18 protein-coding genes and 1 riboswitch are annotated in these 21,489 nt (G+C 64.3%); of the genes, 8 read left to right on the top strand and 10 right to left on the bottom strand.

Annotated features, from left to right (window positions below; all coding sequences use genetic code 11):
• Nucleotide 1: 1 nt before the first annotated feature.
• The 3 genes from thiQ to thiB all read right to left on the bottom strand — a co-directional run bounded on the left by thiQ (nt 2) and on the right by thiB (nt 3,636).
• On the bottom strand, nt 2-790 hold the full coding sequence (gene thiQ, locus EJ072_RS18740; protein WP_126080773.1) for a thiamine ABC transporter ATP-binding protein: 789 nt from the start codon (nt 788-790) through the stop codon (nt 2-4).
• Nucleotides 787-2,403, bottom strand: a complete 1,617-nt coding sequence (thiP, locus tag EJ072_RS18735) for a thiamine/thiamine pyrophosphate ABC transporter permease (RefSeq protein WP_126080772.1) — start codon at nt 2,401-2,403, stop codon at nt 787-789. Before thiP ends, thiQ begins: the two co-directional genes overlap by 4 nt.
• A 222-nt stretch (nt 2,404-2,625) precedes the next feature.
• Nucleotides 2,626-3,636, bottom strand: coding sequence for a thiamine ABC transporter substrate binding subunit (thiB, locus tag EJ072_RS18725; protein WP_126080770.1), 1,011 nt, complete (start codon nt 3,634-3,636; stop codon nt 2,626-2,628).
• Nucleotides 3,637-3,679: 43 nt separating this feature from the next.
• Nucleotides 3,680-3,785, bottom strand: a riboswitch (TPP riboswitch).
• 130 nt (nt 3,786-3,915) lie between these two features.
• Between thiB and EJ072_RS18720 the strand changes: the two genes are divergently transcribed.
• From EJ072_RS18720 to EJ072_RS18705, 4 genes are read left to right on the top strand one after another with little or no spacing between them, the layout of a single operon-like run.
• A complete protein-coding gene (locus EJ072_RS18720; RefSeq protein ID WP_126080769.1) occupies nt 3,916-4,560 on the top strand; it encodes a thiamine diphosphokinase in 645 nt (214 codons plus the stop codon).
• Between the two features lie 10 nt (nt 4,561-4,570).
• Complete coding sequence (locus EJ072_RS18715; RefSeq protein WP_126080768.1) at nt 4,571-6,385, top strand: ABC-F family ATP-binding cassette domain-containing protein; 1,815 nt, start codon at nt 4,571-4,573, stop codon at nt 6,383-6,385.
• A 60-nt stretch (nt 6,386-6,445) separates the two neighbouring features.
• Nucleotides 6,446-6,688, top strand: a complete 243-nt coding sequence (locus EJ072_RS18710; protein ID WP_126080767.1) for a type II toxin-antitoxin system CcdA family antitoxin — start codon at nt 6,446-6,448, stop codon at nt 6,686-6,688.
• The gene (locus EJ072_RS18705) at nt 6,688-6,987 is read left to right on the top strand and encodes a CcdB family protein (RefSeq protein ID WP_126080766.1); all 300 of its coding nucleotides are present in this window, start codon (nt 6,688-6,690) and stop codon (nt 6,985-6,987) included. Before EJ072_RS18710 ends, EJ072_RS18705 begins: the two co-directional genes overlap by 1 nt.
• Nucleotides 6,988-7,047: 60 nt before the next feature.
• Here the strand turns inward: EJ072_RS18705 and EJ072_RS18700 are convergent, their stop codons facing one another.
• Nucleotides 7,048-8,871 carry a hypothetical protein gene (locus EJ072_RS18700; protein WP_126080765.1) on the bottom strand — a complete coding sequence of 608 codons (1,824 nt, stop codon included), beginning with the start codon at nt 8,869-8,871 and terminating at the stop codon, nt 7,048-7,050.
• Between the two features lie 69 nt (nt 8,872-8,940).
• Nucleotides 8,941-10,239: an adenylosuccinate synthase gene (locus tag EJ072_RS18695; protein WP_126080764.1), complete on the bottom strand. Its 1,299-nt coding sequence runs from the start codon at nt 10,237-10,239 to the stop codon at nt 8,941-8,943.
• Between the two features lie 296 nt (nt 10,240-10,535).
• On the opposite strand from EJ072_RS18695, the gene EJ072_RS18690 reads away from it, so the two are divergent.
• Nucleotides 10,536-11,435 (top strand): DMT family transporter, encoded by a 900-nt coding sequence (locus EJ072_RS18690; protein WP_126080763.1) that lies wholly within the window; start codon nt 10,536-10,538, stop codon nt 11,433-11,435.
• 93 nt (nt 11,436-11,528) lie between these two features.
• Here EJ072_RS18690 and serA read toward each other — a convergent pair whose 3' ends face one another.
• From serA to glmM, 5 genes are all read right to left on the bottom strand, one after another.
• The gene (serA, locus tag EJ072_RS18685; RefSeq protein WP_126080762.1) at nt 11,529-13,130 is read right to left on the bottom strand and encodes a phosphoglycerate dehydrogenase; all 1,602 of its coding nucleotides are present in this window, start codon (nt 13,128-13,130) and stop codon (nt 11,529-11,531) included.
• A 66-nt stretch (nt 13,131-13,196) separates the two neighbouring features.
• Entirely contained in the window at nt 13,197-14,372 is a 1,176-nt protein-coding gene (locus EJ072_RS18680; RefSeq protein WP_126080761.1) for a phosphoserine transaminase, read from the bottom strand.
• A gap of 192 nt (nt 14,373-14,564) precedes the next feature.
• Nucleotides 14,565-15,344 carry an outer membrane protein gene (locus EJ072_RS18675; protein WP_126080760.1) on the bottom strand — a complete coding sequence of 260 codons (780 nt, stop codon included), beginning with the start codon at nt 15,342-15,344 and terminating at the stop codon, nt 14,565-14,567.
• Nucleotides 15,345-15,540: 196 nt separating this feature from the next.
• Complete coding sequence (locus EJ072_RS18670; RefSeq protein WP_126080759.1) at nt 15,541-16,359, bottom strand: outer membrane protein; 819 nt, start codon at nt 16,357-16,359, stop codon at nt 15,541-15,543.
• Between the two features lie 219 nt (nt 16,360-16,578).
• Nucleotides 16,579-17,931 (bottom strand): phosphoglucosamine mutase, encoded by a 1,353-nt coding sequence (gene glmM, locus EJ072_RS18665; protein ID WP_126064006.1) that lies wholly within the window; start codon nt 17,929-17,931, stop codon nt 16,579-16,581.
• 369 nt (nt 17,932-18,300) lie between these two features.
• Between glmM and EJ072_RS18660 the strand changes: the two genes are divergently transcribed.
• From EJ072_RS18660 to EJ072_RS18650, 3 genes are all read left to right on the top strand, one after another.
• A complete protein-coding gene (locus tag EJ072_RS18660; protein WP_126080758.1) occupies nt 18,301-19,167 on the top strand; it encodes a hypothetical protein in 867 nt (288 codons plus the stop codon).
• A 236-nt stretch (nt 19,168-19,403) separates the two neighbouring features.
• Complete coding sequence (locus EJ072_RS18655; protein WP_126080757.1) at nt 19,404-19,856, top strand: hypothetical protein; 453 nt, start codon at nt 19,404-19,406, stop codon at nt 19,854-19,856.
• A gap of 437 nt (nt 19,857-20,293) precedes the next feature.
• Nucleotides 20,294-21,457, top strand: a complete 1,164-nt coding sequence (locus EJ072_RS18650; protein WP_126078352.1) for an IS4 family transposase — start codon at nt 20,294-20,296, stop codon at nt 21,455-21,457.
• The last annotated feature ends 32 nt before the right edge of the window (nt 21,458-21,489 follow it).

Below are 21,489 nucleotides of genomic sequence, written 5' to 3'. Positions count from 1 at the left end.
ATTATGTCCGCTTCCGGGCAATATGTTGTGATCCGGCAACGGTGCCGCCTCGATCGCCGATATAGCGCCGGAACGCATCCGGTCCAGACCGATCGAAGAAATCATCAGCCGGCCCGGTCGCCGCGATCCTGCCCTCATCCAGAAAGGCCACGTTCTGGCCGATGCGGCGCGCATCTTCCGGCTGATGGGTGACGAACAGCACCGTCATTTTGCGCTCGGCATGGATGCCGGCGAGAAGGTCGAGCATGTCCTCGCGCAGCGCCGGGCCGAGCGACGCGAAAGGTTCGTCGAGCAGCAAGACGGGCCGGTCACGCAGCAGCACCCGCGCCAGCGCGACGCGCTGCCTTTCGCCGCCGGAAAGCTCGCGCGGCAGCCGCTTTTCCTTGCCGGCCAGGCCGACGCGCGCCAGCGCCTCGGCGACGGCGGCGCGATCGCCATCGCCGAGCTTCAGCGACGGCGAGCGGCCGAGCCCGACATTGGCCTCGACCGTAAGATGCGCGAACAGATTGTTTTCCTGGAACACCATCGACACCGGTCGCGCCGAGGGCGGCGTGGCGCCGATATCGATGCCGCCGATCAGCACCTTGCCGCTATTAGGTGTTTCGAAGCCGGCTATCAGATTGAGCAGCGTCGACTTGCCGGAGCCGCTCGGCCCCATGATGGCGGTGATCCTGCCCGCCGCGAACTCGGCATTGAAGCGGAAGGACGATTCGCCATAGCTGAACGACACGTCTTCGAGTGTGACGGTCAGCGCCTTCCCTGCCGCGATGCCGTTATCCGTCGATGTCATGCCCTTGCTTCCCGCCCCAGCCCATCGGCGACGACGACCAGCATCAGGCAAACCAGGCCGAGCAGCAAGGCGAGCCCCGCCGCGTCGGCGGTCCGGTAGCTGCCCATGCGCGCAAGCAGAAGATAGGGCAAGGTCTGCACGGAATCGCTGCCGAACAGCGCGATCACGCCGAGATCGCCGAGCGACAGCGCCATGGCGAAAGCGAAGCCGGTGGCCAAGGGCCGCCTGAGCGACGGCCAGTCGATCAGGCTGAGCCGGGTCCAGCCGGATATGCCAAGCGCCAGGCAAAGCCGCTCATGGCGTTCGCTCGCCGCGTCATAGGCTGGGCGAATGGCACGGATGGCGAAGGGCATCGCCATCACCGCGTTGACGGCGACGACCATCACCGGCGCGACGGCAAAGACATCGGTGATGTTGCGCAGCGCCAGGAACCAGCCGGCGCCAAGAACTATCGGCGGCACGACGAGCACGAAGCCGGCGCCGGTGTCGGCGGCATGCTCGAGCAGCGACATGGCGCTGCCGGCACGGCGACGCAAAGCCAATGCGCGCCGCGCCGCGATCAATACCAGCGACAGCGACACGCTGAGCAGCGCCGCGATCAAGGCGAGCCCGGCGCTAGTAAGCGTCGCGCGGCGCACCGCTTCCTCGCCCGCCAATCGGCCGAGATCGGCCTGAAGGCCCGAAACCACCGTCGCCGCCATCGGTCCGGCGACGAACAGCAGGGCGAGCGCGATGAGGCCGGCATTCAGTAGGCTTTCGATCCGGCCCGCCGAAAGGTAGCGGCGGGGCGCGACCGGCAGATTGGCGTCGCCGACCGTGTTGGCGCCAAGCCGCGTGAGCGCTGCGACCACGACGAAGGTGAGCGCGATCTGTAGCAGCGTCAGCACCACCGCACGGGCCGGATCGAAGTCGAAGCGCAGCGCCTGGTAGATGGCGACCTCGAGCGTCGTCGCGGCCGGCCCGCCGCCCAGCGTCAGCACGATGGTGAAGGACGTGATGCAGAGCATGAAGACCAGCCCGGCGACGCCCGGCAAGGCCGCGCGCAGCACCGGCCATTCGATCAGCCGGAAGGCCGGCCGGGCGCCCATGCCGAGCTGGCTCGCCAGCCGCCACTGGTCGGCGGGAATGGTGCCCAGCGCCTCCAGGAACAAGCGCGTCGCCAGAGGCAGGTTGAAGAAGACATGCGCGACCAGGATGCCGGAGAGGCCGTAGATGCCGGGCCACTCTCCGCCGCCGAACCGGGCGAAGACGCCGGCAAAGTACCCGGCGCGGCCGTAAAGCGCCAATATGCCGAGCGCCGCGACGATCGCCGGCAACGCCAGCGGCACGGTGAAGAGCTGCAGGATCAGGCGACGCCCGGGAAAGGCCGGATGCCTTGAAAGCGCGCGTGCCACCAGCAGCGCCGGCGCGACCGACAGCAGCGTCGAGAGCAATGCTTGCCACAGCGTGAAGCGGGCCACGCGCAGGAGGTAGCCGTCGAAGGCGGCGGCAGCGCCGGAGAGGTCGTGCGCGCCTTCGAGGATGAGGCCAGCGAAGGCGCCGCCGATGAGCGCGGCGATGGCCGCGAGCGCGACGACACTGGCGGTGACGCGGGAGTCACGCGCGGAGTGCACGCCGCACCATGCGAGCTTCAGCTAGGCAACGCCGCGTTCCTTCGCGCCTCCCTCTGTCCTGCCGGCCATCTCCCCCTCTAGGGGGGAGATTGGCAGCGTCGACGCCCCGCTCGATCCTGCAACGTCGGAGATGGGCGAAAGCCGGCGTGACAGCCAATCTCCCCCTTGAGGGGGAGATGTCCGGCAGGACAGAGAGGGGGGCCTTGGCGCAAGCATCGCAGCCTACTTGCTCATCACCGCCAGCCACTCATCCGCCCACGCCTTGCGGTTGGCGGCAACCTCCTCCGGGCTGAACAGCAGGGTCTTGGTCGGCTTGACCAGTTTGTCGAAGGCCGGGTTGAGCGGCTTGTCGGTCTTGCCGGCCGGGAACATCCAGTTGGTTTCCGGGATGACGTCCTGGAATTTCGGCCCGGTCATGAAGGCGATGAACTTTTGCGTCAGCGGGTTCTTGGCACCCGTCGTGGTGATGCCGGCAACCTCGATCTGCAGGTATTCGCCTTCCTCGAAGGACGCCGCCTGATAGCGCTCGGTGTTCTCGGCCACCATGTGATAGGCCGGCGAGGTGGTGTAGGAGAGCACCATCGGCGCCTCGCCCTTGGTGAACAGGCCATAGGCCTCGCTCCAACCCGGCGTCACCGTCAGCACTTTCGTCTTGAGCTTGGCCCAGGCCTCCGGCGCCTTGTCGCCATAGACAGACTTCACCCACAAGAGCAGGCCGAGGCCGGGCGTCGAGGTGCGCGGATCCTGGATGACGATCTTGTCGGTGCCGCTACCCTCGATCAGGTCCTTCAGGCTCTTCGGCGGGACTTTTAGCTTCTGCGTGTCATAGACGACGGCGAAATAGCCATAGTCGAACGGCACGAAAGTGTCGTCGCTCCAGCCGCCCGGCACGTTGATACCCGAGACGTCGCCATGCGGCGCGAACAGCCCGCTCGCCTTGGCGTCCGCGGTCAGGTTGGTGTCGAGGCCGAGGACGATGTCGGCCTTGGTGCCGGCGCCCTCGAGCTTGACGCGGTTGAGCAGCGCGACGCCATCGGCGACCGAGACGAATTCGAGATCGCAGCCACATTCGGCTTCGAATTCCTTCTTCACCGCCGGTCCGGGCCCCCAATCGGCAGTGAAGCTTTCATAGGTATAGACGGTGAGCTTGTCCTCGGCGACGGCAGGCGCAACACCGGCCAGAAGCGACAAAAGACCGGCTGCGAGAATAAGCTTGGACAATATCGCGCGCATCGGCGCCTCCTTCGTTCGAGTGACAAGGAATTGAGGCGCCGGATGGTCCGAAACGTCTAATCCCTCCGCCGGTACAAACCGGATCAGGTTCAGCGGGTTGGCTCGATTGCCTCTCAGCCGGATCACGTCCGGCACCCCGTTAGAGCGTCTCGACAGATAGGCCCGGCCGAAGCGGCGTGCAAGCGGAAGTTTGCCGGGCAGCTAATGTTCCGAGGCAGGAACCGAAGCGCGGCGCTTCCGGCTTCCGTTTCCCCCGGCGGGCTGGTAAGGGCGACGGCCATGGGCACATTCACCATCCTGCTTGGCGGCGAGCTTATCCGCACGCCCCGGCTCGAACGCCAGATCGCTGGTTCGCGCGTCATCGCCGCCGACGCCGGCATCGGCCATGCCCGCATGCTGGGCCTTGTCCCCGAGCTCTGGGTCGGCGATTTCGACTCGGTGCCGGCCAACCTGCCCGAAGATCTGGCTTCCGTCCCACAAAAAATCTTCCCGGCCGAGAAGGACATGACCGATGGCGAGCTTGCAATAGCGGAAGCGCTCCAGCGCGGCGCCACCAGCCTCGTGCTTGCCGGCGCCTTCGGCGGCAAGCGCGCCGACCATGCCTCCCTGCATCTGGCGCTCGCCGTGCGGCTGGCAGAAGCGGGCACGACCGTGTTGCTGACGAGCGGCGCACAGGAAGGCGTTCCCATCCTGCCTGGCAAAGCCAGTTTCGACTATGCGGACAGCACCCTGTTTTCGGTGCTCGGCTTCTCCGACCTGTCCGGCCTGACGGTCACCGGCGCCAAATGGCCGCTCGACCGCGTCGAGGTGGCGTTCGGCTCCTCGCTCACTATATCAAACGAGGTCAAAGGGCGGCTTGGCATCGCGCTGGAGCGCGGCCGGGCGCTGCTTCTGGCCCACCCCTATCCTCTTCCCGAAAGCTGACATTCCAGATATGGCGCCGCCACTTCTCAACCTCGACGGCATTAAACTGACCTTCGGCGGCACCCCGCTGCTCGACGGTGCTGCGCTCAGCGCTTCCGCCGGCGAAAAGATCGCGCTGGTCGGCCGCAACGGCTCGGGCAAGTCGACCCTGCTCAAGATCGCCGCCGGCATGATCGAGCCGCAGGACGGCGAAGTGTTCCGCCAACCCTCGGCGACCGTTCGTTATCTGCCGCAGATGCCGGATATGGATGGCTTCGCCACCGTGCGCGCCTATGTCGAGGCCGGCCTCGGCCCGGCCGACGATCCGCATCGCGCCACCTATCTGATGGAGCATCTCGGCCTCACCGGCGAGGAGAAGCCGGGCGACCTGTCTGGCGGCGAGGCGCGCCGCGCCGCGCTTGCGCGCGTCATGGCGCCGGAACCCGACATCCTTCTGCTCGACGAGCCCACCAACCATCTCGACCTTTCCGTGATCGAATGGCTGGAAGAGGAGCTTGCCCGCACCTCTTCGGCGGTGATCCTGATCTCGCACGACCGCCGCTTTCTCGAACGCGTCACCCGCGCCACCGTCTGGCTCGATCGCGGCCAGACGCGACGGCTGGACAAGGGCTTTGCCCATTTCGAGGAATGGCGCGACCAGGTGTTGGAGGAGGAAGAGCGCGAGCAGCACAAGCTCGGCCGCCAGATCGTGCGCGAGGAGCATTGGTTGCGCTACGGCGTGACCGCCAGACGCAAGCGCAACATGCGCCGCCTCGGCGAATTGCAGACGATGCGCCAGCGCTTCCGCAGCCACCGCGGCGCCGAAGGCATCGCCACCATGGTGGCGAGCGACGCCGCCGAATCCGGCAAGCTGGTGATCGAGGCCAAGGGCATCGACAAGAGCTTTGGCGACCTCACCGTGGTCAAGGGTTTCTCGACCCGCATCCAGCGCGGCGACCGCGTCGGCCTGGTCGGCCCCAACGGCGCCGGCAAGACGACGCTTTTGAAGATGCTGACCGGCGAGCTCGCGCCGGATGCCGGCAGCGTGCGGCTCGGCGTCAACCTGGAGATCGCCACACTCGACCAGAAGCGCGAGGCCGTCGACCCGGCCGAAACCCTGGCGCATTACCTTACCGATGGGCGCGGCGAGAACCTGCTGGTCAATGGCGAGCAGCGCCACGTCGTCTCCTACATGAAGGATTTCCTGTTCAAGCCGGAGCAGGCGCGCACGCCGGTGCGCGAGCTTTCCGGCGGCGAGCGCGCGCGCCTTCTTCTGGCCCGCGTGCTGGCGCGCCCGGCGAACCTTCTGGTGCTCGACGAGCCGACCAACGACCTCGACATGGAGACGCTGGAGTTGCTGCAGGAACTGGTCGCGGGCTTTTCCGGAACTGTCATCCTGGTCAGCCACGACCGCGATTTCCTAGACCGCACCGTCACCAGCGTGATCGCGCCGGAGGGCAACGGCCGCTGGATCGAATATGCCGGCGGCTATTCAGACATGCTGGCGCAGCGCGGCGGCTCGAAGCTGGAAGACCGCAAGGCAAGATCGAAAGCCGAGGCCGCCGAGGCTTCGCCGAAGGCCGAACAAGCCGCACCCAAAGGCCCGGCGAAAAAGCTCTCGTTCAAGCAGAAGTTCGCGCTGGATTCCCTGCCCAAGAAGATCGAAGCGGTGACAGCCTCAATCGCCAGGCTGGAGAACAACATCGCCGACCCCGCCTTCTACGAACGCGATCCCGTCTCGTTCCAGAAGACCATCGCCGCGCTCGACAAGGAGCGCACGACGCTCGCCGCGCTCGAGGAGGAGTGGCTGGAGCTGGAGATACTGCGTGAGGAGATGGAGGGATAGCACCCTCATTGCGCTGACGCACCGATGCGCATAAAGTATGCGCATGTCGAGGTGACTGTCATGCGCAAGATTGCAACGAACGCAAATCGCCAGCCAGCTAATCTGTCGATCGATTCGCAGCTCATGGCGGAAGCCAAGGGGCTCAACGTGAATGTATCACGGGCTGCGGAGGCCGGTATATCGGAAGCGGTTGCTGCGGAAAAAACGCGGCTATGGAAGCTTGAGAACCGTGCGACGATAGACGCTTGGAACGACTATGTCGACAAGCACGGCATCCCACTCGCCGAACATCGGCAATTCTGATGGCGCGCTATGACGTCTTCGCCAGCGGCATCGAAGGCGGCTATCTGCTCGACGTTCAGTCCGACCTGCTCGACCACTTCAAGACGCGGGTGGTCGTTCCGCTTCTGCCACTGACCTCGGCGCCTTCGCCAATGCGCAAGCTGCATCCGGTATTTGAGATCAACGGCCGGAAGATGGTGATGGCCACCCACCTAATCGCGACGGTTGCCGCAACCGAACTCGGCGAAAATCGAACCAATCTCATGAGCCGCCACGACGATATCGTGGCGGCGCTCGATATGCTCTTTCAAGGCTTTTAAGGCGCCTGCCTTACGCAATTCCGGACGGAAAACGGCTCACACTTTTCCTGGAATTGCTCATCACCCCGACGTCTTCGCCGCCCAGGCCTTCAGCGCCTCCTCGAAGACCTTCTCGCCGGGGATGCCCTTTTCCATGGTGAGCAGCGCGCGGCGCCCGGTCTTGTAGACCACCGGCACGTCGATCCAGGACTGTCCCCGAAGCAGCGTCAGATTGGCGTCCTCGTCGGCCTTGGTGTCGTTGAGCGCGACGAGGAAGAAGCCGTCGGCGATCTTGGCTGGGATGCCGATCAGCGGGCTGCCGGCGTCCTGCTCCGAGCTCTTCATGGCGATGCGCAAGATGTTGTCGACGCCGCCGCCGTCAAACCCTTCCGGCGTCAGGAAAATCATCTCGATGATGTGGCTGGCCGGCAGGGTCTGGTCGGTGTTGCGCCGGATCGTCATGCGCAGCTGGATGTTCTTGCCGGGGATCGTCGCTTCGGCGCGGATCGCCGGTTCCGGCGGCAGGTCGCCGCCGGGCGATTCCTGGACCAGCGACCAGACGATGCTGCCGGGCTCGGCCGTGCCCTGCTGGGTGCTGGTGCGCTCCTCATAGAAGATCGCCTTCTGTCCGACCGGCACGGTCGCCTCGGCGGTCGCCGGCGCGGGTGTGGCCGGCGCGGTGGCTGCAGCGGGTGGCGTTGCTCCGGCGGCGGGGGGCGTCGTTGCCGCATCAGCCGTTGGCGGTGCGGTTCCAGCCGCCGGCGGCATCGGATTGGCCGCGTCGGTCGTCGGCGCCGCAGCGGGAGGCGTTTGCGTGGCAGGCGCAGGCGCGGCACCGGTCGGCGCAGGCGCCGTTGCCGGGGCGGGCGGCGGCCGCGAGGTCAGCGCCGCGACGGATTCGCCTTCGCCGATCGTGGCCTGTCCGCTAGCCGGACCGGGATCGGTCTCCTTGCCCTCGGGCGTCAGGCGCTGCGTGAACTTGGTCGTGTCGGCGGGCTCGCCTGTAGCGGCCGGAGCTGGGCTCGGCGCGGCCGCCGTCTCGGTCGCAGGCTTGGCCGGAGCAGGCTTGACCAGCGGCTCGGTCGAGACCGTCTTGTTGCCGCTGCCGCCAAGGCCAAAGAGCGAGCCGAACGCAGTCTTGTTCAGCCATATGCCGTAACCGCCGCCGGCCAGCACCAAAAGCGCGATGACGGCAGCGATCAGGCCGCCATAGCCGCGCCTGCGCTGCGGCTGCTGAGGCCGCAGCCGTTGGAAAGTATCGGCCGCCGGCTGCTCGTCATTGGCAAAGACATCGCTGCCGTCCTCGGCGTCGGCGGCGTCCATGCCCGCCAGGCCGACATCGTCCTCGCGCGGCGACGGCATCGGCGGTGGCGGCGCCTTCTGCCAGGCAGGCTCCGCCTCTGGCGCGGCCTGCCAGCTCGGCTCCGTCCTTGCCGTGCTTTGCCAGGCCGGCTCGGTCTTCACGGGGTTTTGCGGCGCCGGCTCCGCCTTCGGCGCGCTTTGCCAGGACGGTTCGGCCCTGGCGGGCGCCGGTGTCGGCTTGAGGGGTTCTGATTTGAACGGGTCCGGCTTAGCCGGCGCCGGCACAGCCGCGGGCGGCGCCGGCTGGCGGGAGTGGGTCGGCTGGTTCCTGTTGCGGTCGATGGAGGAGAAGATATGCTCCAGCTCCGCCAGCGGATCGGCGGCGGGAACGCTTTTGGCATAACTGCGCTCGACGCTGGAGATGGCGTCTTCAAGCGTGCGCTTCTGCTGATCCACGACCGAAGGCGCCAATGGTGGAACGCGATCGGCAAGCTTCTTGTCGATTGTCACCCGCGCCTTGTCATAGACCTTCGACCGCATCTCCGGCGTGTTCTCGCTGAGATTGTCGATCGTCTTTTTCAGAACGGCGATGAAATCTGCCATGCGTCAGGTGACCTGCATTCTTTTCCCACCGGCCGCAAATCAGCCGTAACGCCGGGAAGGGCTGTGAAACTAGTCTTGAAACGGATCGGTCACAAGTATCGTGTCGTCCCGTTCGGGGCTGGTGGAAAGCAGCGCCACCGGGGCACCGATCAGCTCCTCGATATAGCGGACATATTTGACGGCTTGCGCCGGCAAATCGTTCCAGCTCCTGGCGCCGGCGGTGGTTCCCTTCCAGCCTTCGAGCGTCTCGTAGATGGGCTCGACCCGCGCTTGCGCGCCCTGGCTGGCCGGCAGGTAATCGATCGTCTCTCCGTCGAGCCTGTACCCGGTGCAGACCTTGATCTCGTCCAGCCCGTCGAGCACGTCGAGCTTGGTGAGCGCAATGCCCTTGATGCCGTTGACGGCAACGGCCTGGCGCACCAGCACGGCGTCGAACCAGCCGCAGCGGCGCTTGCGGCCGGTGACGACGCCGAACTCGTGGCCGCGCGTGCCGAGAAACTCGCCGATCTCGTTCTTCTGCTCGGTCGGGAACGGCCCCTCGCCGACGCGCGTCGTGTAGGCCTTGGTGATGCCGAGCACATAGCCGATGACGCCCGGACCGACGCCGGAACCGGCGGCTGCCTGCCCCGCGACCGTGTTGGACGAGGTGACGAAGGGATAGGTGCCGTGGTCGATGTCGAGCAGCGTGCCCTGCGCTCCCTCGAACAGGATGCGCTCGCCGGCGCGGCGTTTGTCGTCGAGCACCTTCCAGACGCGGTCCATGTAAGGCAGGATCTCGCCGGCCACCGAGGTCAGCTCCTGCATGATCGCCTCATGCGTCGCCTCCGGATGGCCGAGCCCGCGACGCAGAGCATTGTGGTGCGTCAGCAGCCTGTCGACCTTCAAAGGAAGCGTTTCCAAATCCGCCAGATCCATCACCCGCACCGCGCGCCGGCCCACCTTGTCCTCATAGGCGGGACCGATGCCGCGGCGGGTCGTGCCGATCTTGGTCCCGGAATTCGAGGCGGCATCTTCGCGGAATCCATCCAGCTCCCGGTGCAGCGACAGGATAAGCGCGGTGTTTTCGGCTATTTTCAGGCGCTCCGGCGTGACCTCCACGCCCTGGTCCTTGAGCTTCTTGGCTTCGGCCACGAAAGCATGCGGATCGAACACCACGCCATTACCGATGATCGAGAGCTTGCCCTGCCTGACCACGCCGGAGGGCAGCAGCGACAGCTTGTAGACCTTGCCGTCGACGACCAGCGTATGGCCGGCATTGTGGCCGCCCTGGAAGCGCACGACCACGTCGGCCCGTTCCGACAGCCAGTCGACAATCTTGCCCTTGCCTTCGTCGCCCCACTGCGAGCCGACGACCACCACATTGGCCATGTTCTTTTCCCTTGAAATGCCGCGCGGGCGGCCTGAAACGACAGCCTCTATAGCGTCAAGCGCCGGCCGGCGCGACCCTTTCTTTGCCGCCGAAACCTTCCCTGGAACATGATTTGAAAAGCGGGAGCCGGCTTTCGGAACCCGATCATGCTCCAGGAGTTGGATCGGCATGACGATGCCGGCGAAGCCTCGTCCCGATCAGGCATAACAAATTCCAGCTTTCGCATCATTTACTTGCCGCCGCCGCCACTTTAGGCGGCCTGAACCCCGCGAACATTCCTGCAGGCCGATCCCTTATGCACCGAGCCGCCTATCTGTTCCTGCTGTCGACCATGCTGTTGTGGGGCGGCAATTCGGTCGCGGGCAAGCTTGCCGTCGGCCATGTCTCGCCGATGATGCTGGTGTTCCTGCGCTGGGTGATGGCGGTGCTGATCCTGCTGCCTGTCGGCTGGCGGACACTGCGTGAGGACTGGCCCGAAGTGCGCAGCCACTGGAAACTGCTTGCCGGCCTCGGCGCGTGCGGCTTCACCATCTTCAATGTCATCTTCTACACCGCGCTCAACTACACGACCGCCATCAACGTCTCGATCGAGCAGGCGGCCATCCCGATCGTCATCATCCTTGCCAATTTCATGTTCTTCCGGCTGCGCGTGCGGCCTCTGCAGATCGTCGGCGTCGTGCTCACCATCGTCGGCGTCGCGCTGACCGCAAGCCATGGCGACCTCGGTCAGCTCTTGAAGCTCGACCTCAACTTCGGCGACGCCATCATGCTTGTGGCGGTGCTTTGCTACAGCCTCTATTCGGTGGGGCTGCGCCTCAGGCCCGCAATCCGCTGGCAGAGTTTCATGCTGGCGCTGTCGATCGCCGCGCTGCTGATTTCCCTGCCCTTCGTCATCTGGGAGGTCGCGGCCGGCCGCGCCGTCATGCCGGACGCAAGCGGATGGGCGCTCACCCTCTATACGGCCCTCGGCGCCTCGGTCGTCTCGCAGGTTCTCTACATCAAGGGCAACGAGCTGATCGGCGCCAACCGCGCCGGGCTGTTCATCAACCTGGTACCGATCTTCGGCACGCTGCTTTCGGTGCTGATCGTCGGCGAGCAGTTTCAGCCCTATCAGGCCTTCGCGCTGGCTCTTGTCCTCGGCGGCATTGCCCTTGCCGAATACAGCGGCAGCAGAGCGGCACTGCAGGCGGGATGATATCTCCCGCCACGCGTCAAGCAGCCGTTGGCGATGGCTGTACTATCAACGCCTCGCCTGACGATGCAGGCGGGGCGTCTTCATTTTCAACGTTCACTCGGCGCCGACGTCGAAGCGCAGCCGCTTGGCCGAGTCGATCGACTTGTGCGCGCGCACCTGCTCCAGCACCTTTTCCGGGAACGGCGCGTCGAGATAAAGCAGCGCGATGGCATCGCCGCCCGGCCGGTTGCGGCCGAGCTGGAAATTGGCGATGTTGACGCCGTTCTCGCCGCACACCGTGCCGAGCAGGCCGATGATGCCAGGCGCGTCGGCATTGGTCGTGTAGAGCATGTGCTGGCCGACTTCGGCGTCGAGATTGATGCCCTTGATCTGGATGAAGCGCGGCTTGCCGTCGGAGAAGCAGGTGCCGGCGATCGAGCGCGTCATGTGCTCGGTCTTGACCGTCAGCTTGATATAGCCGTCGAACACGCCCGACTTGTCGCGCTTGACCTCGGCGACGATGATGCCGCGCTCCTTCACCATGATCGGCGCCGACACCATGTTGACGTCGGAGACCTGCGGCCGGATCAGGCCGGCAAGGGCGGCGCTCACCAGCGCGCGGGTGTTCATCGTCGCGGTCGAGCCATCGAACAGGATCTCGACCTCCTTGATCGGATCCTCGGTGACCTGACCGACGAAGGCGCCGAGCACCTCGGCGAGCTTGACGAACGGTTTCAGCCGCGGCGCCTCCTCCGCGGTGATCGAAGGCATGTTGATGGCGTTGGAGACGGCGCCATTGATGAGATAGTCGCTCATCTGCTCGGCGACCTGCAGCGCGACATTCTCCTGAGCCTCGGTGGTCGAGGCGCCGAGATGCGGTGTCGCCACGACATTCTCCATGCCGAACAGCGGGTTGTTCTCCGCCGGCTCGACCTCGAATACGTCGATGCCCGCGCCCGCCACCTTGCCGCTCTTCAGCGCCGCGATCAGATCGGCCTCGACGACCAGGCCGCCGCGCGCGCAATTGATGATGCGCACGCCGTCCTTCATCTTGGCGATCGCGGCCGCGTCGATGATGTTGCGCGTCTTCTCGGTCAGCGGCGTGTGCAGCGTGATGAAGTCGGCGCGGGCGAAAAGCTCGTCGAGCTCGACCTTCTGGACGCCGAGCTCCTCGGCGCGGCTGTCCGACAGGAACGGGTCGAAGGCGATCACATGCATCTTCAATCCGACGCCGCGCGTGGCGACGATCGAGCCGATATTGCCGCACCCGATCACGCCCAGCGTCTTGCTAGTGATCTCGACGCCCATGAAGCGGTTCTTTTCCCATTTTCCGGCATGGGTCGAGGCATTGGCTTCCGGGATCTGCCGCGCCAGCGCGAAGATCATCGCCACCGCATGCTCGGCCGTGGTGATCGAATTGCCGAAGGGCGTGTTCATCACGATGATGCCCTTGCGGCTGGCGGCCGGGATATCGACATTGTCGACGCCGATGCCGGCGCGGCCGACGACCTTGAGCCTGGTTGCCGCATTGATCAGCTTCTCGGTGACCTTGGTCGCCGAGCGGATGGCGAGGCCGTCATACTGGTCGATCACCTCGAGCAGCTTTTCCTTGTCCTTGCCGAGGTCGGGCAGGTAGTCGACCTCGATGCCGCGATCCTTGAAGACCTGCACGGCGGTGGTTGAAAGTTTATCCGAAACGAGAACGCGGGGCGCCATCACGGCCTCCTTGAAGGGAATTGGATGTGTCGGGAAATGGTGGCGGCCCGCAGGCCGCCACGGATTTCAGGCCGCCGCCTTGAGCGACGCCTTCTGCGCGGCGAAGGCCCAGTCGAGCCAGGGCAGAAGCGCTTCGAGATCGGCGGTCTCGACGGTGGCGCCGCACCAGATGCGCAGCCCGGGCGGCGCGTCGCGATAGGAGCCGATGTCGTAGGCGACACCTTCCTTGTCGAGCGCCGAGACGAGGCCCTTGGCGAAAGCCGCCTGACCGTCGGCATCGAGCGCCGCGATATCCGGATCGGTGAAGGACAGGCACACGGACGTGTTCGAGCGCGTTGCCGGATCGACGGCCAGATGGCCGAGCCACGACGACTTGCCAACGAACCGGTCGAGCACCGCGGCATTGGCGTCGGCGCGGGCAATCAGCGCTTCCAAGCCGCCGATCGACTTCGCCCAGTGCAGCGCATCGAGATAATCCTCGACGCACAGCATCGACGGCGTGTTGATGGTCTCGCCCTTGAAGATGCCCTCGATCAGCTTGCCGCCCGAGGTCAGGCGGAAGATCTTCGGCAGCGGCCAGGCTGGCTTGTAGGTCTCCAGCCGCTCGACGGCGCGGGGCGACAGGATCAGCATGCCGTGCGCGCCTTCGCCGCCCAGCACCTTCTGCCAGGAGAAGGTGACGACATCGAGTTTTTCAAAGTCGAGCCTTTGCGCGAAGGCAGCCGACGTCGCGTCGCAGATGGTCAAGCCCTTGCGGTCCGCGGGAATGAAATCGCCGTTCGGCACGCGCACGCCCGAGGTCGTGCCGTTCCAGGTGAAGACCACGTCGCGATCGAAATCGATCTGCTTGAGGTCGGGCAGTTGGCCGTAGCCGGCCTCGAACTTGCGCACGTCGGCGAGCTTGAGCTGCTTGACGACATCCGTCACCCAGCCGAAGCCGAAGCTCTCCCAGGCGACCATGTCGACGCCGCGCTCGCCGAGCAGCGACCACAGCGCCATCTCGACCGCGCCGGTGTCCGACGCCGGCACGATGCCGATGCGATAGTTCGCGGGAACCTTGAGGATGTCGCGCGTCAGCTCGATCGCCTGTTCGAGCTTGCTCTTGCCGATCTTGGCGCGGTGGGAGCGTCCGAGCGCGGCCTTAGAGAGCGCCTCGGCCGACCAGCCGGGACGTTTTGCGCAGGGACCTGAGGAGAAATTGGGGTTTGCCGGACGGAGTCCGGGCTTGGTAGGTGTCGTCATCGTGGTCTATCCTTCCAGATAGTGGCCCCTCGTTGGGGAGGGGTGGCCCACGGACGGCGATATGCTTTCAGCCTTTCGGCGTCAAGAGCAAAGTTTTTGTCGTTGTTGGGATATTCCCTTCCACCCGGCGCGCCCCGAAATGAAAACGGCGAGCCGTTGGGCCCGCCGTGGCATTTCGTGACCCGCTTCGCTTTACCAGAGGTCGTAGCGCAGGCCGAATTTGATCTGGTGGTTGCTGATCCCCTTACGGGTGGGATAGGAGGTCAGGCTCTCGGCGGCCACATATTCCGCATTGGGGGCGGAGAAATACTGGTAGCCGAGGTCGACAAGAACATTCTTGGTCACTTGGTATGCAAGGCCCGCATTGAGCGTATAGGCGAGCGAGTATTGGTTTTTGTTGCTGCTCAGGACGAAATCGTTGGAGGAGTCGGCGCTGTCTGTGTATGAGGCCGAAAGCTTGCTTGTCGTCCGAACCAAACCAATGCCGGCGCCGACATAGGGCGTGATCCCGACATAGGTGCCCAGATCGACATAACCATTGAGAATACCGGAGAACGCGTAGTTCTTCACATTTCCCGAGCCCAGGATCGCCGTTCCCGCCGGTGCGACCGCTGAATCGTCATAGCTTACGCTGACGTGATTGCCGGGCAGATAGCCCAGGTTGAGATCGGCGCGAAGGTAATCGTTGAAATGATAGCCGAAGCCGATGCTCGCGAAATACGCGTCCTCGCCCTCGCTGAAGCTTTCGTTGTCGATCGCTGACGGGAAGGTGAAATCCCCGTTGTCGAAGGTCTCCTGCGGCAGATAGGCGACGTCCCCGCGCAGATACCAGCCCGAGCCGACCTCGACCGGCTGGTAGTCCGGCGCCTGGTCGACATAGATCGGCGGATCGTAGTCGGCCGCGAGCGCCGGCGTCATCGGCAACAGGATGGTTGCGGCAAGAGCTGACGCGATACGCGATCTGGATGTCATGGTCCCCGGCTCCCGAGATTGGCGCCAGCCGCGAACGCGGGCGCCGTTTCAAGCAGCCATTGTTAACCATAGTGGTTAAGTGCCGGTTAAGGCTAACAGAGAGTTACCGAATTGATTTCGATGAAATTTCACCCGCCGCGCACAAACGAAAACCGCCCGGCTGATGCCGGGCGGTCGAACTTCGGATGCGCCAGTTCTACTTGGTGTAGATCGGTTCCGGCTCAGGCTGATAGGCGACCACCGGCGCGGCGCAGCCATTATTGCCGCCGAACTGATAGCGCAGACCGCCGCGCACTTCATGCGTGTTGATGCCGTGGTCGAAACCCGGTCCGGAGCTGGTCGTATCGAATTCGAACATGCGCCCACCCTCGATGTGAGTGAAGCGGTAGCCGGCATCGAGGATGACCTTGTCCGTGAGGCAGTAGGAAGCGCCGGCCATAAGCGCGTAGGCGAAGCGCCAGTTGGACGACCCGGGGTTGGTTTCGGTGGTGTTTGGGTCATGGACCGTGTCCCACTTGACATGCGCACCACCGATGCCAGCGCCGATATAAGGGGTGACGCCGTTCCACGTGCCGATATCCACATAGGCATTTGCAAGCAGAAGCAGAGCGCTCATGCTCGACTCTTCGGTCGATGTCGTGATCAGATCCGAGGTCTGGCCGTTGAAGTCCGACTTGAACCAGTAGTCGGCAGTCAGATCCGTACGCAAGTAATCGTTGATCTTGTAGCCGACGCCGGCGCCGAGCGAGAACCCGCCCTTTAGGTCGCCGAAATCGAAATCGTTGGTGCCGGGCGGTGGGCCGTAGGTGATGTAATCGATGCTGTCCAAATTCGACCAGTGGTAGTCGATATCGCCGCGGATGTACCAACCGCCGACATCGACCGGTTGAGCCTCGACAACCGGCGGCGGCGCCTCCTCGACCGGAGGCGGCTCCGCGAAGTCGGCGGCGAGCGCCGGTCCGGCCACTCCCGCGAGCAACGCGGCAAACAAAGCCATTCTTGCTGTATTGAACATGCTGTCACCCCTAAGAGACCTCGGGACGACACCGCCCGAAGATGAACCTCGGCGTGGATAATGAATTGCAAAGGTTAAAGGCCGTTTAACCGTACCGATTAACCACGAATCTATGCAATTTTAGAGGGTATGCCGTTGCCCGGCCGTTGGGGGCGCGCACAAAAAAGCCCGCCGGGCGGCGGGCTTCCAAGCGCGAAGAGCTTTGGCCCGATCTCTCTGTCAGGCGGCGCTGCGCGTTTCCTGGAGGATGCCCACGATGTCGTTGACAACCGCCTCGACCAGCTGCGGATCGTCGCCCTCGGCCATGACGCGGATCAGCGGCTCGGTGCCGGATGGCCGGATGACGAGGCGGCCGGACGTGCCGAGCCGGTTGCGCCCTTCTTCGATCGCCGCCTTGACCGGCGCTTCCTCCAGCGGCTTGCCGCCGGAGATGCGGACGTTCTTGAGAAGCTGCGGCACCGGCTCGAACTTCTTCGACAATTCGCTGACCGGGCGGTTCTGCCGCTTGATGCAGGCGAGCACCTGCAGCGCCGAGACCAGACCGTCTCCCGTGGTCGAGAAGTCGGAAAGCACGATGTGGCCGGACTGCTCGCCGCCGACATTCAAGCCATGCGCGCGCATATGCTCCACGACATAGCGGTCGCCCACCTTGGTGCGATGCAGCTGCAGCTTCATATCGCCGAGGAAGCGCTCCAGGCCGAGATTGGACATCACGGTGGAAACGACGCCGCCGCCGGCCAGCCTTCCGCTCTGGTGCCAGGATTCGGCGATCAGCGCCATGATCTGGTCGCCGTCGACGATCGCTCCGTTCTCGTCGACGATGACCACGCGGTCGGCATCGCCGTCGAGCGCGATGCCGATGTCGGCGCGCACCTCATGCACCTTCTTCTGCAGGCCGGCCGGATGGGTCGAGCCGCATTCCTTGTTGATGTTGAAGCCGTTCGGCTCGACATTGATCGCCACCACCTCGGCGCCGAGCTCCCACAGCGCCTCCGGAGCCACCTTGTAGGAGGCGCCGTTCGCGCAATCGACGACGATCCGCAGGCCCGAGAGCGACATCGAGCGGGGCAGCGTGCGCTTGGCGAATTCGATATAGCGGTCATGCACGCCATCGACGCGCTTGGCGCGGCCGAGCCCGTCGGAATCGGCGAGCGCCAGCTCGATGTCCTTGTCGAGCATGCCTTCGATGCGCTCCTCGATCTCGTCGGAGAGCTTGTAGCCGTCGGGACCGAACAGCTTGATGCCATTGTCGTAATAAGGGTTGTGCGAGGCCGAGATCATCACGCCGATGTCGGCGCGCAGCGAGCGCACCAGCATGGCGACGGCAGGCGTCGGTATCGGGCCGAGCAGGAAGACGTCCATGCCGGCGGCGCACAGACCGGCAACCATGGCGTTCTCGATCATGTAGCCGGAAAGCCGCGTATCCTTGCCGAGCACGACGCGGTGACGATGATTGCCACGCTGGAACGAAAGCCCGGCGGCCATGCCGACGCGCATGGCGACCTCGGCCGTCATCGGAAATTTGTTGGCGCGTCCGCGAATACCGTCCGTGCCGAAATACTGACCTGCCATATCCTTACAGTCCCCGTCGGTTTTCAGCGGGCCCGTATTGCCACAATTGGGCCGCATCCGATCATCAAATTTCGTGATTGTATATTACCAATCCTTAGAAAAACATTGTCGCGGTCGGTGCAAGTGGTTCGACAGCCTATCACCACCTTTGACTTGGCGGCGCTACACCTGCCGACACGAGGCTTTTCGGAGCGCCCTGTCCACCGGCAAAGCTTCGCTGGCGGCGAACCCGCAAGCAATTCATCCCCTTATCAGGAGCAACACACTTTGTGACGGGTCCCGCGCCGGATGCATCTGGCGCAACCAGACATTGAGAGCTATTGATTTGGCATAGGGACACCTATTGGCGGCAGCAAGGGAGAAAACGCCATGCTTATTCATAGACTTGCAGCTTTGACGGGTCTCGCCGTCGCAACCTTGTTCATGGCGGCGCCGGCCAACGCGCTGACCATGGCCGAGTGCAGCACCAAGTATAATGCGGCCAAGGATGCGGGAACGCTTGCCGGCCAGACCTGGAACCAGTTCCGCAAGGCGCAGTGCGGCAGCGATGCTTCCGCCGCGACCGACACCAAGGCGGCCACCGATACCAAGGCTGCGACCGACACGAAGGCCGCCGACACCAAGACGACCAAGAAGGCAAAGACAGCCGCCGCTGCCGACGACGCGGCCAAGGGCCTGAGCTCCAAGGAATGCAGCGCCAAGTATCAGGCGGCAAAGTCCGCCGGCACGCTCAACGGCATGAAGTGGAATGACTTCCGCAAGGCCGAGTGCGGCCCGGGCGCAACCGCCGCGGCTGCCACCGCGCCTGCAGCCGAAACCAAGCCGGCCAAGACCTCGACCGCGGCTGCCGCCGGCGGCAAGGGCCTGACCATGGCGGAATGCAGCACCAAGTACCAGACCGCGAAGACCGCCAACAAGCTCAACGGCATGAAGTGGAACGACTTCCGCAAGGCGGAGTGCGGTGCCGGCGCCGATGACGACGACACCGTGCCGGCTCCGACCGAAGCCACATACACCAGCGAGCCGGCGAAGCCGACGGTCGCAGCGCCAAAGGGCGTGAGCTTCCCGAAGGCGATCTCGCCGAAATTCGCCACCGAAAATCCGGGCAAGGGCCGCATGCACACCTGCCTCGAGCAGTACTACGCCAACAAGGACGCCAATACGCTGAACGGCCTGAAGTGGATCCAGAAGGGCGGCGGCTTCTACAGCCTCTGCAATGCCAAGCTGAAGAGCTGATCGCCTAGTTATTCAAGAGAAAAGGCCCGCGCATCGCAAGATGCGTGGGCTTTTTTGTACAGGCGAAGACGCCCGCGGCCTTGCTCTATCTGCATATGGCGGGACTGCCGGCATCGTCGATTTGCCCACACTGCCCACCGCCAGGCTTATGGGTAGCTCGCAAAATTCTGGTTGAACATACAGGGAACAAACAGTATACAAAAGACGTCTAACTTATCATCAATCAGGAGGGTCTTATGTTCAATTTGAAATTGGCGGCATTGGCTGTGACGGCATTGGTCACTTGGAATGTCGCGCCGGCAAGCGCACTGACGATGAAGGAATGTGGCGAGACCTATCGGGCAGCCAAGGATGGCGGCACTCTGAACGGCATGGACTGGGCCGCTTTCCGCAAGGAGAAATGCGCCACGTCCGCCGCGGAGAGTGTCAGCGCGGATTCGGTCAAAACCGCGGAGCCAGCAGAAAAAGACACCAGCGCGGCGGTCACCCCCACTGTGGCGCCGGCGGGTGTGACATTCCCGACCACCCTCGCTGCCGAGTTCAACACCGAAACGCCCGCGAAGGCCCGGATGAAGACCTGCCTGCAGGGTTACCACGACAACAAGGAGGCGGGTACGTTGAACGGCCTTCGTTGGATCCAGAAGGGCGGCGGCTACTACAGCCTCTGCAATGCGCGGCTGAAGAGCTGATCGCTTAGCCTCTTCCTTTTGTTGGATAGCTTCAAAAGTCACGTCCTCGGCTCCTTTAAAACGATCAAAGATCGGCAGCTTCGGAGTCTTCCTTCTTTCGACGCTTGCGATTGGCGAAAGCCGGCGTGACGGCCAATCTCCCCCCTGGTGGGGGAGATGTCCGGCAGGACAGAGGGGGGCGCGAACGAACTGGACGCTCACAGGACGAAGGTTCCTCGCCCCACGAAAGTGGGGAGAGGTGGCTCGGCGAGCCGAGACGGAGAGGGGAGCGCCCTGCGAAGGCCCCTCTCCGTCCGCTTCGCGGCCACCTCTCCCCCGCCTTGCAGGGCTGTCCGGGGAAAGGTTCGGGTGAATCGAAATGCCGCATGTGCATGCCCCGTAAGACGGGGATTTTCCGTCTACCTTCTGGTTGTCGAGACTCAGAAAGGGAACGGGGCATGCGCTTTACGCCTAGCATTCTTGGCAAGCTGGTTGAACCGATCAATCGTCGCCGCTTCCAGACGATTGTGGATAGCCATGACGGGGATGCGTATGACAAGTCGTTCAAGAGCTGGGACCATCTCGTGGTGTTGATCTATGCTCAGCTCAGCGGCGCGACGAGCCTTCGCAGCCTGCAAGCCGGCTGGAACGCCAACTGCCAGCACCATTACCACCTCGGCAGCGACCTGTTGCGGCGCTCGACCTTGTCGGACGCCAACCGGCGCCGCCCTGTAGCCGTCTTCGCCGAGACGTTCGCCCTGCTTGCAGGCCAACTCGACCGGCAGATGCGTCGCGAAGGCAGTGCCATGCTGCGGCTGATCGATTCCACGCCCATCCCGCTCGGCAAGCTTTGCGACTGGGCCAAGTCGAACGGCCGCATCCGCGGCATGAAGCTGCATATCGTCTATGATCCAGACAGCGACTGTCCGCGCGTCCTCGACATCACCGATGCCAACGTCAACGACGCCCAGATCGGCCGCACCATCTCTATCGAAGACGGTGCGACCTACGTGTTCGACAAGGGTTACTGCCACTACGGCTGGTGGACGGCGATCGCGGCGGCGCAAGCCTTCTTCGTCACCCGGCCCAAAACCAACATGGGGCTCAAGCTGGTGTGCGATCGTCCCCTCGCAGCCATGCACGGCGATGGCTTCACCGTGCTTGAGGATGCCGAGGTGAGCTTTGCCAGCAAAGGCGATTCCAAACTGCCGATCCGCTTGCGTCGCATCATCGTGAAGCGAGACGAAGGCGACACCATCACGCTGCTGACCAACGATCTCGAGCGCTCGGCCGCCGACATAGCAGCCCTCTACAAGGGGCGCTGGCAGATTGAGCTCCTGTTCCGCTGGATCAAGCAGCACCTCAAGATCCGTAAGTTCCTCGGCAACAATGACAACGCCATCCGCCTGCAGCTCTTCGCCGCCATGATCGCCTATGCGCTGTTGCGCATTGCAGCGCGCGCATATCGCGTTGCACTGCCGATCCTGCGCTTCACCGACCTGGTGACACGATGCCTGTTCGAGCGGCGCCACATCGCCGCCATCGACAAACCGCCGCCCGTCAATCCAAGTCGAAGGTACCCCCGCTGCTCTCCCGATCAGATGAGCCTCGACTATGTCTAACTTTCCCCGGACAGCCCTGCCCGCCTTGGCGG

The sequence above is a fragment of the Mesorhizobium sp. M2A.F.Ca.ET.046.03.2.1 genome, from assembly GCF_003952425.1.
Lineage (GTDB): Bacteria > Pseudomonadota > Alphaproteobacteria > Rhizobiales > Rhizobiaceae > Mesorhizobium.
The sequence above is the reverse complement of the archived record's forward strand: the minus strand, read 5'-3'. Positions and strand labels throughout refer to the sequence as shown.

Excerpts from the sequence above, each read along its gene's own strand:
- serA (WP_126080762.1), bottom strand. The coding sequence starts at position 13,130 with ATGGCGCCCCGCGTTCTCGTTTCGGATAAACTTTCAACCACCGCCGTG.
- EJ072_RS18700 (WP_126080765.1), bottom strand. The coding sequence starts at position 8,871 with ATGGCAGATTTCATCGCCGTTCTGAAAAAGACGATCGACAATCTCAGC.
- EJ072_RS18705 (WP_126080766.1), top strand. The coding sequence starts at position 6,688 with ATGGCGCGCTATGACGTCTTCGCCAGCGGCATCGAAGGCGGCTATCTG.
- EJ072_RS18720 (WP_126080769.1), top strand. The coding sequence starts at position 3,916 with ATGGGCACATTCACCATCCTGCTTGGCGGCGAGCTTATCCGCACGCCC.
- EJ072_RS18650 (WP_126078352.1), top strand. The coding sequence starts at position 20,294 with ATGCGCTTTACGCCTAGCATTCTTGGCAAGCTGGTTGAACCGATCAAT.
- EJ072_RS18695 (WP_126080764.1), bottom strand. The coding sequence starts at position 10,239 with ATGGCCAATGTGGTGGTCGTCGGCTCGCAGTGGGGCGACGAAGGCAAG.
- EJ072_RS18675 (WP_126080760.1), bottom strand. The coding sequence starts at position 15,344 with ATGACATCCAGATCGCGTATCGCGTCAGCTCTTGCCGCAACCATCCTG.
- EJ072_RS18680 (WP_126080761.1), bottom strand. The coding sequence starts at position 14,372 with ATGACGACACCTACCAAGCCCGGACTCCGTCCGGCAAACCCCAATTTC.
- thiB (WP_126080770.1), bottom strand. The coding sequence starts at position 3,636 with ATGCGCGCGATATTGTCCAAGCTTATTCTCGCAGCCGGTCTTTTGTCG.
- EJ072_RS18690 (WP_126080763.1), top strand. The coding sequence starts at position 10,536 with ATGCACCGAGCCGCCTATCTGTTCCTGCTGTCGACCATGCTGTTGTGG.
- EJ072_RS18660 (WP_126080758.1), top strand. The coding sequence starts at position 18,301 with ATGCTTATTCATAGACTTGCAGCTTTGACGGGTCTCGCCGTCGCAACC.
- thiQ (WP_126080773.1), bottom strand. The coding sequence starts at position 790 with ATGACATCGACGGATAACGGCATCGCGGCAGGGAAGGCGCTGACCGTC.
- EJ072_RS18655 (WP_126080757.1), top strand. The coding sequence starts at position 19,404 with ATGTTCAATTTGAAATTGGCGGCATTGGCTGTGACGGCATTGGTCACT.
- EJ072_RS18670 (WP_126080759.1), bottom strand. The coding sequence starts at position 16,359 with ATGTTCAATACAGCAAGAATGGCTTTGTTTGCCGCGTTGCTCGCGGGA.
- glmM (WP_126064006.1), bottom strand. The coding sequence starts at position 17,931 with ATGGCAGGTCAGTATTTCGGCACGGACGGTATTCGCGGACGCGCCAAC.
- EJ072_RS18710 (WP_126080767.1), top strand. The coding sequence starts at position 6,446 with ATGCGCAAGATTGCAACGAACGCAAATCGCCAGCCAGCTAATCTGTCG.
- EJ072_RS18715 (WP_126080768.1), top strand. The coding sequence starts at position 4,571 with ATGGCGCCGCCACTTCTCAACCTCGACGGCATTAAACTGACCTTCGGC.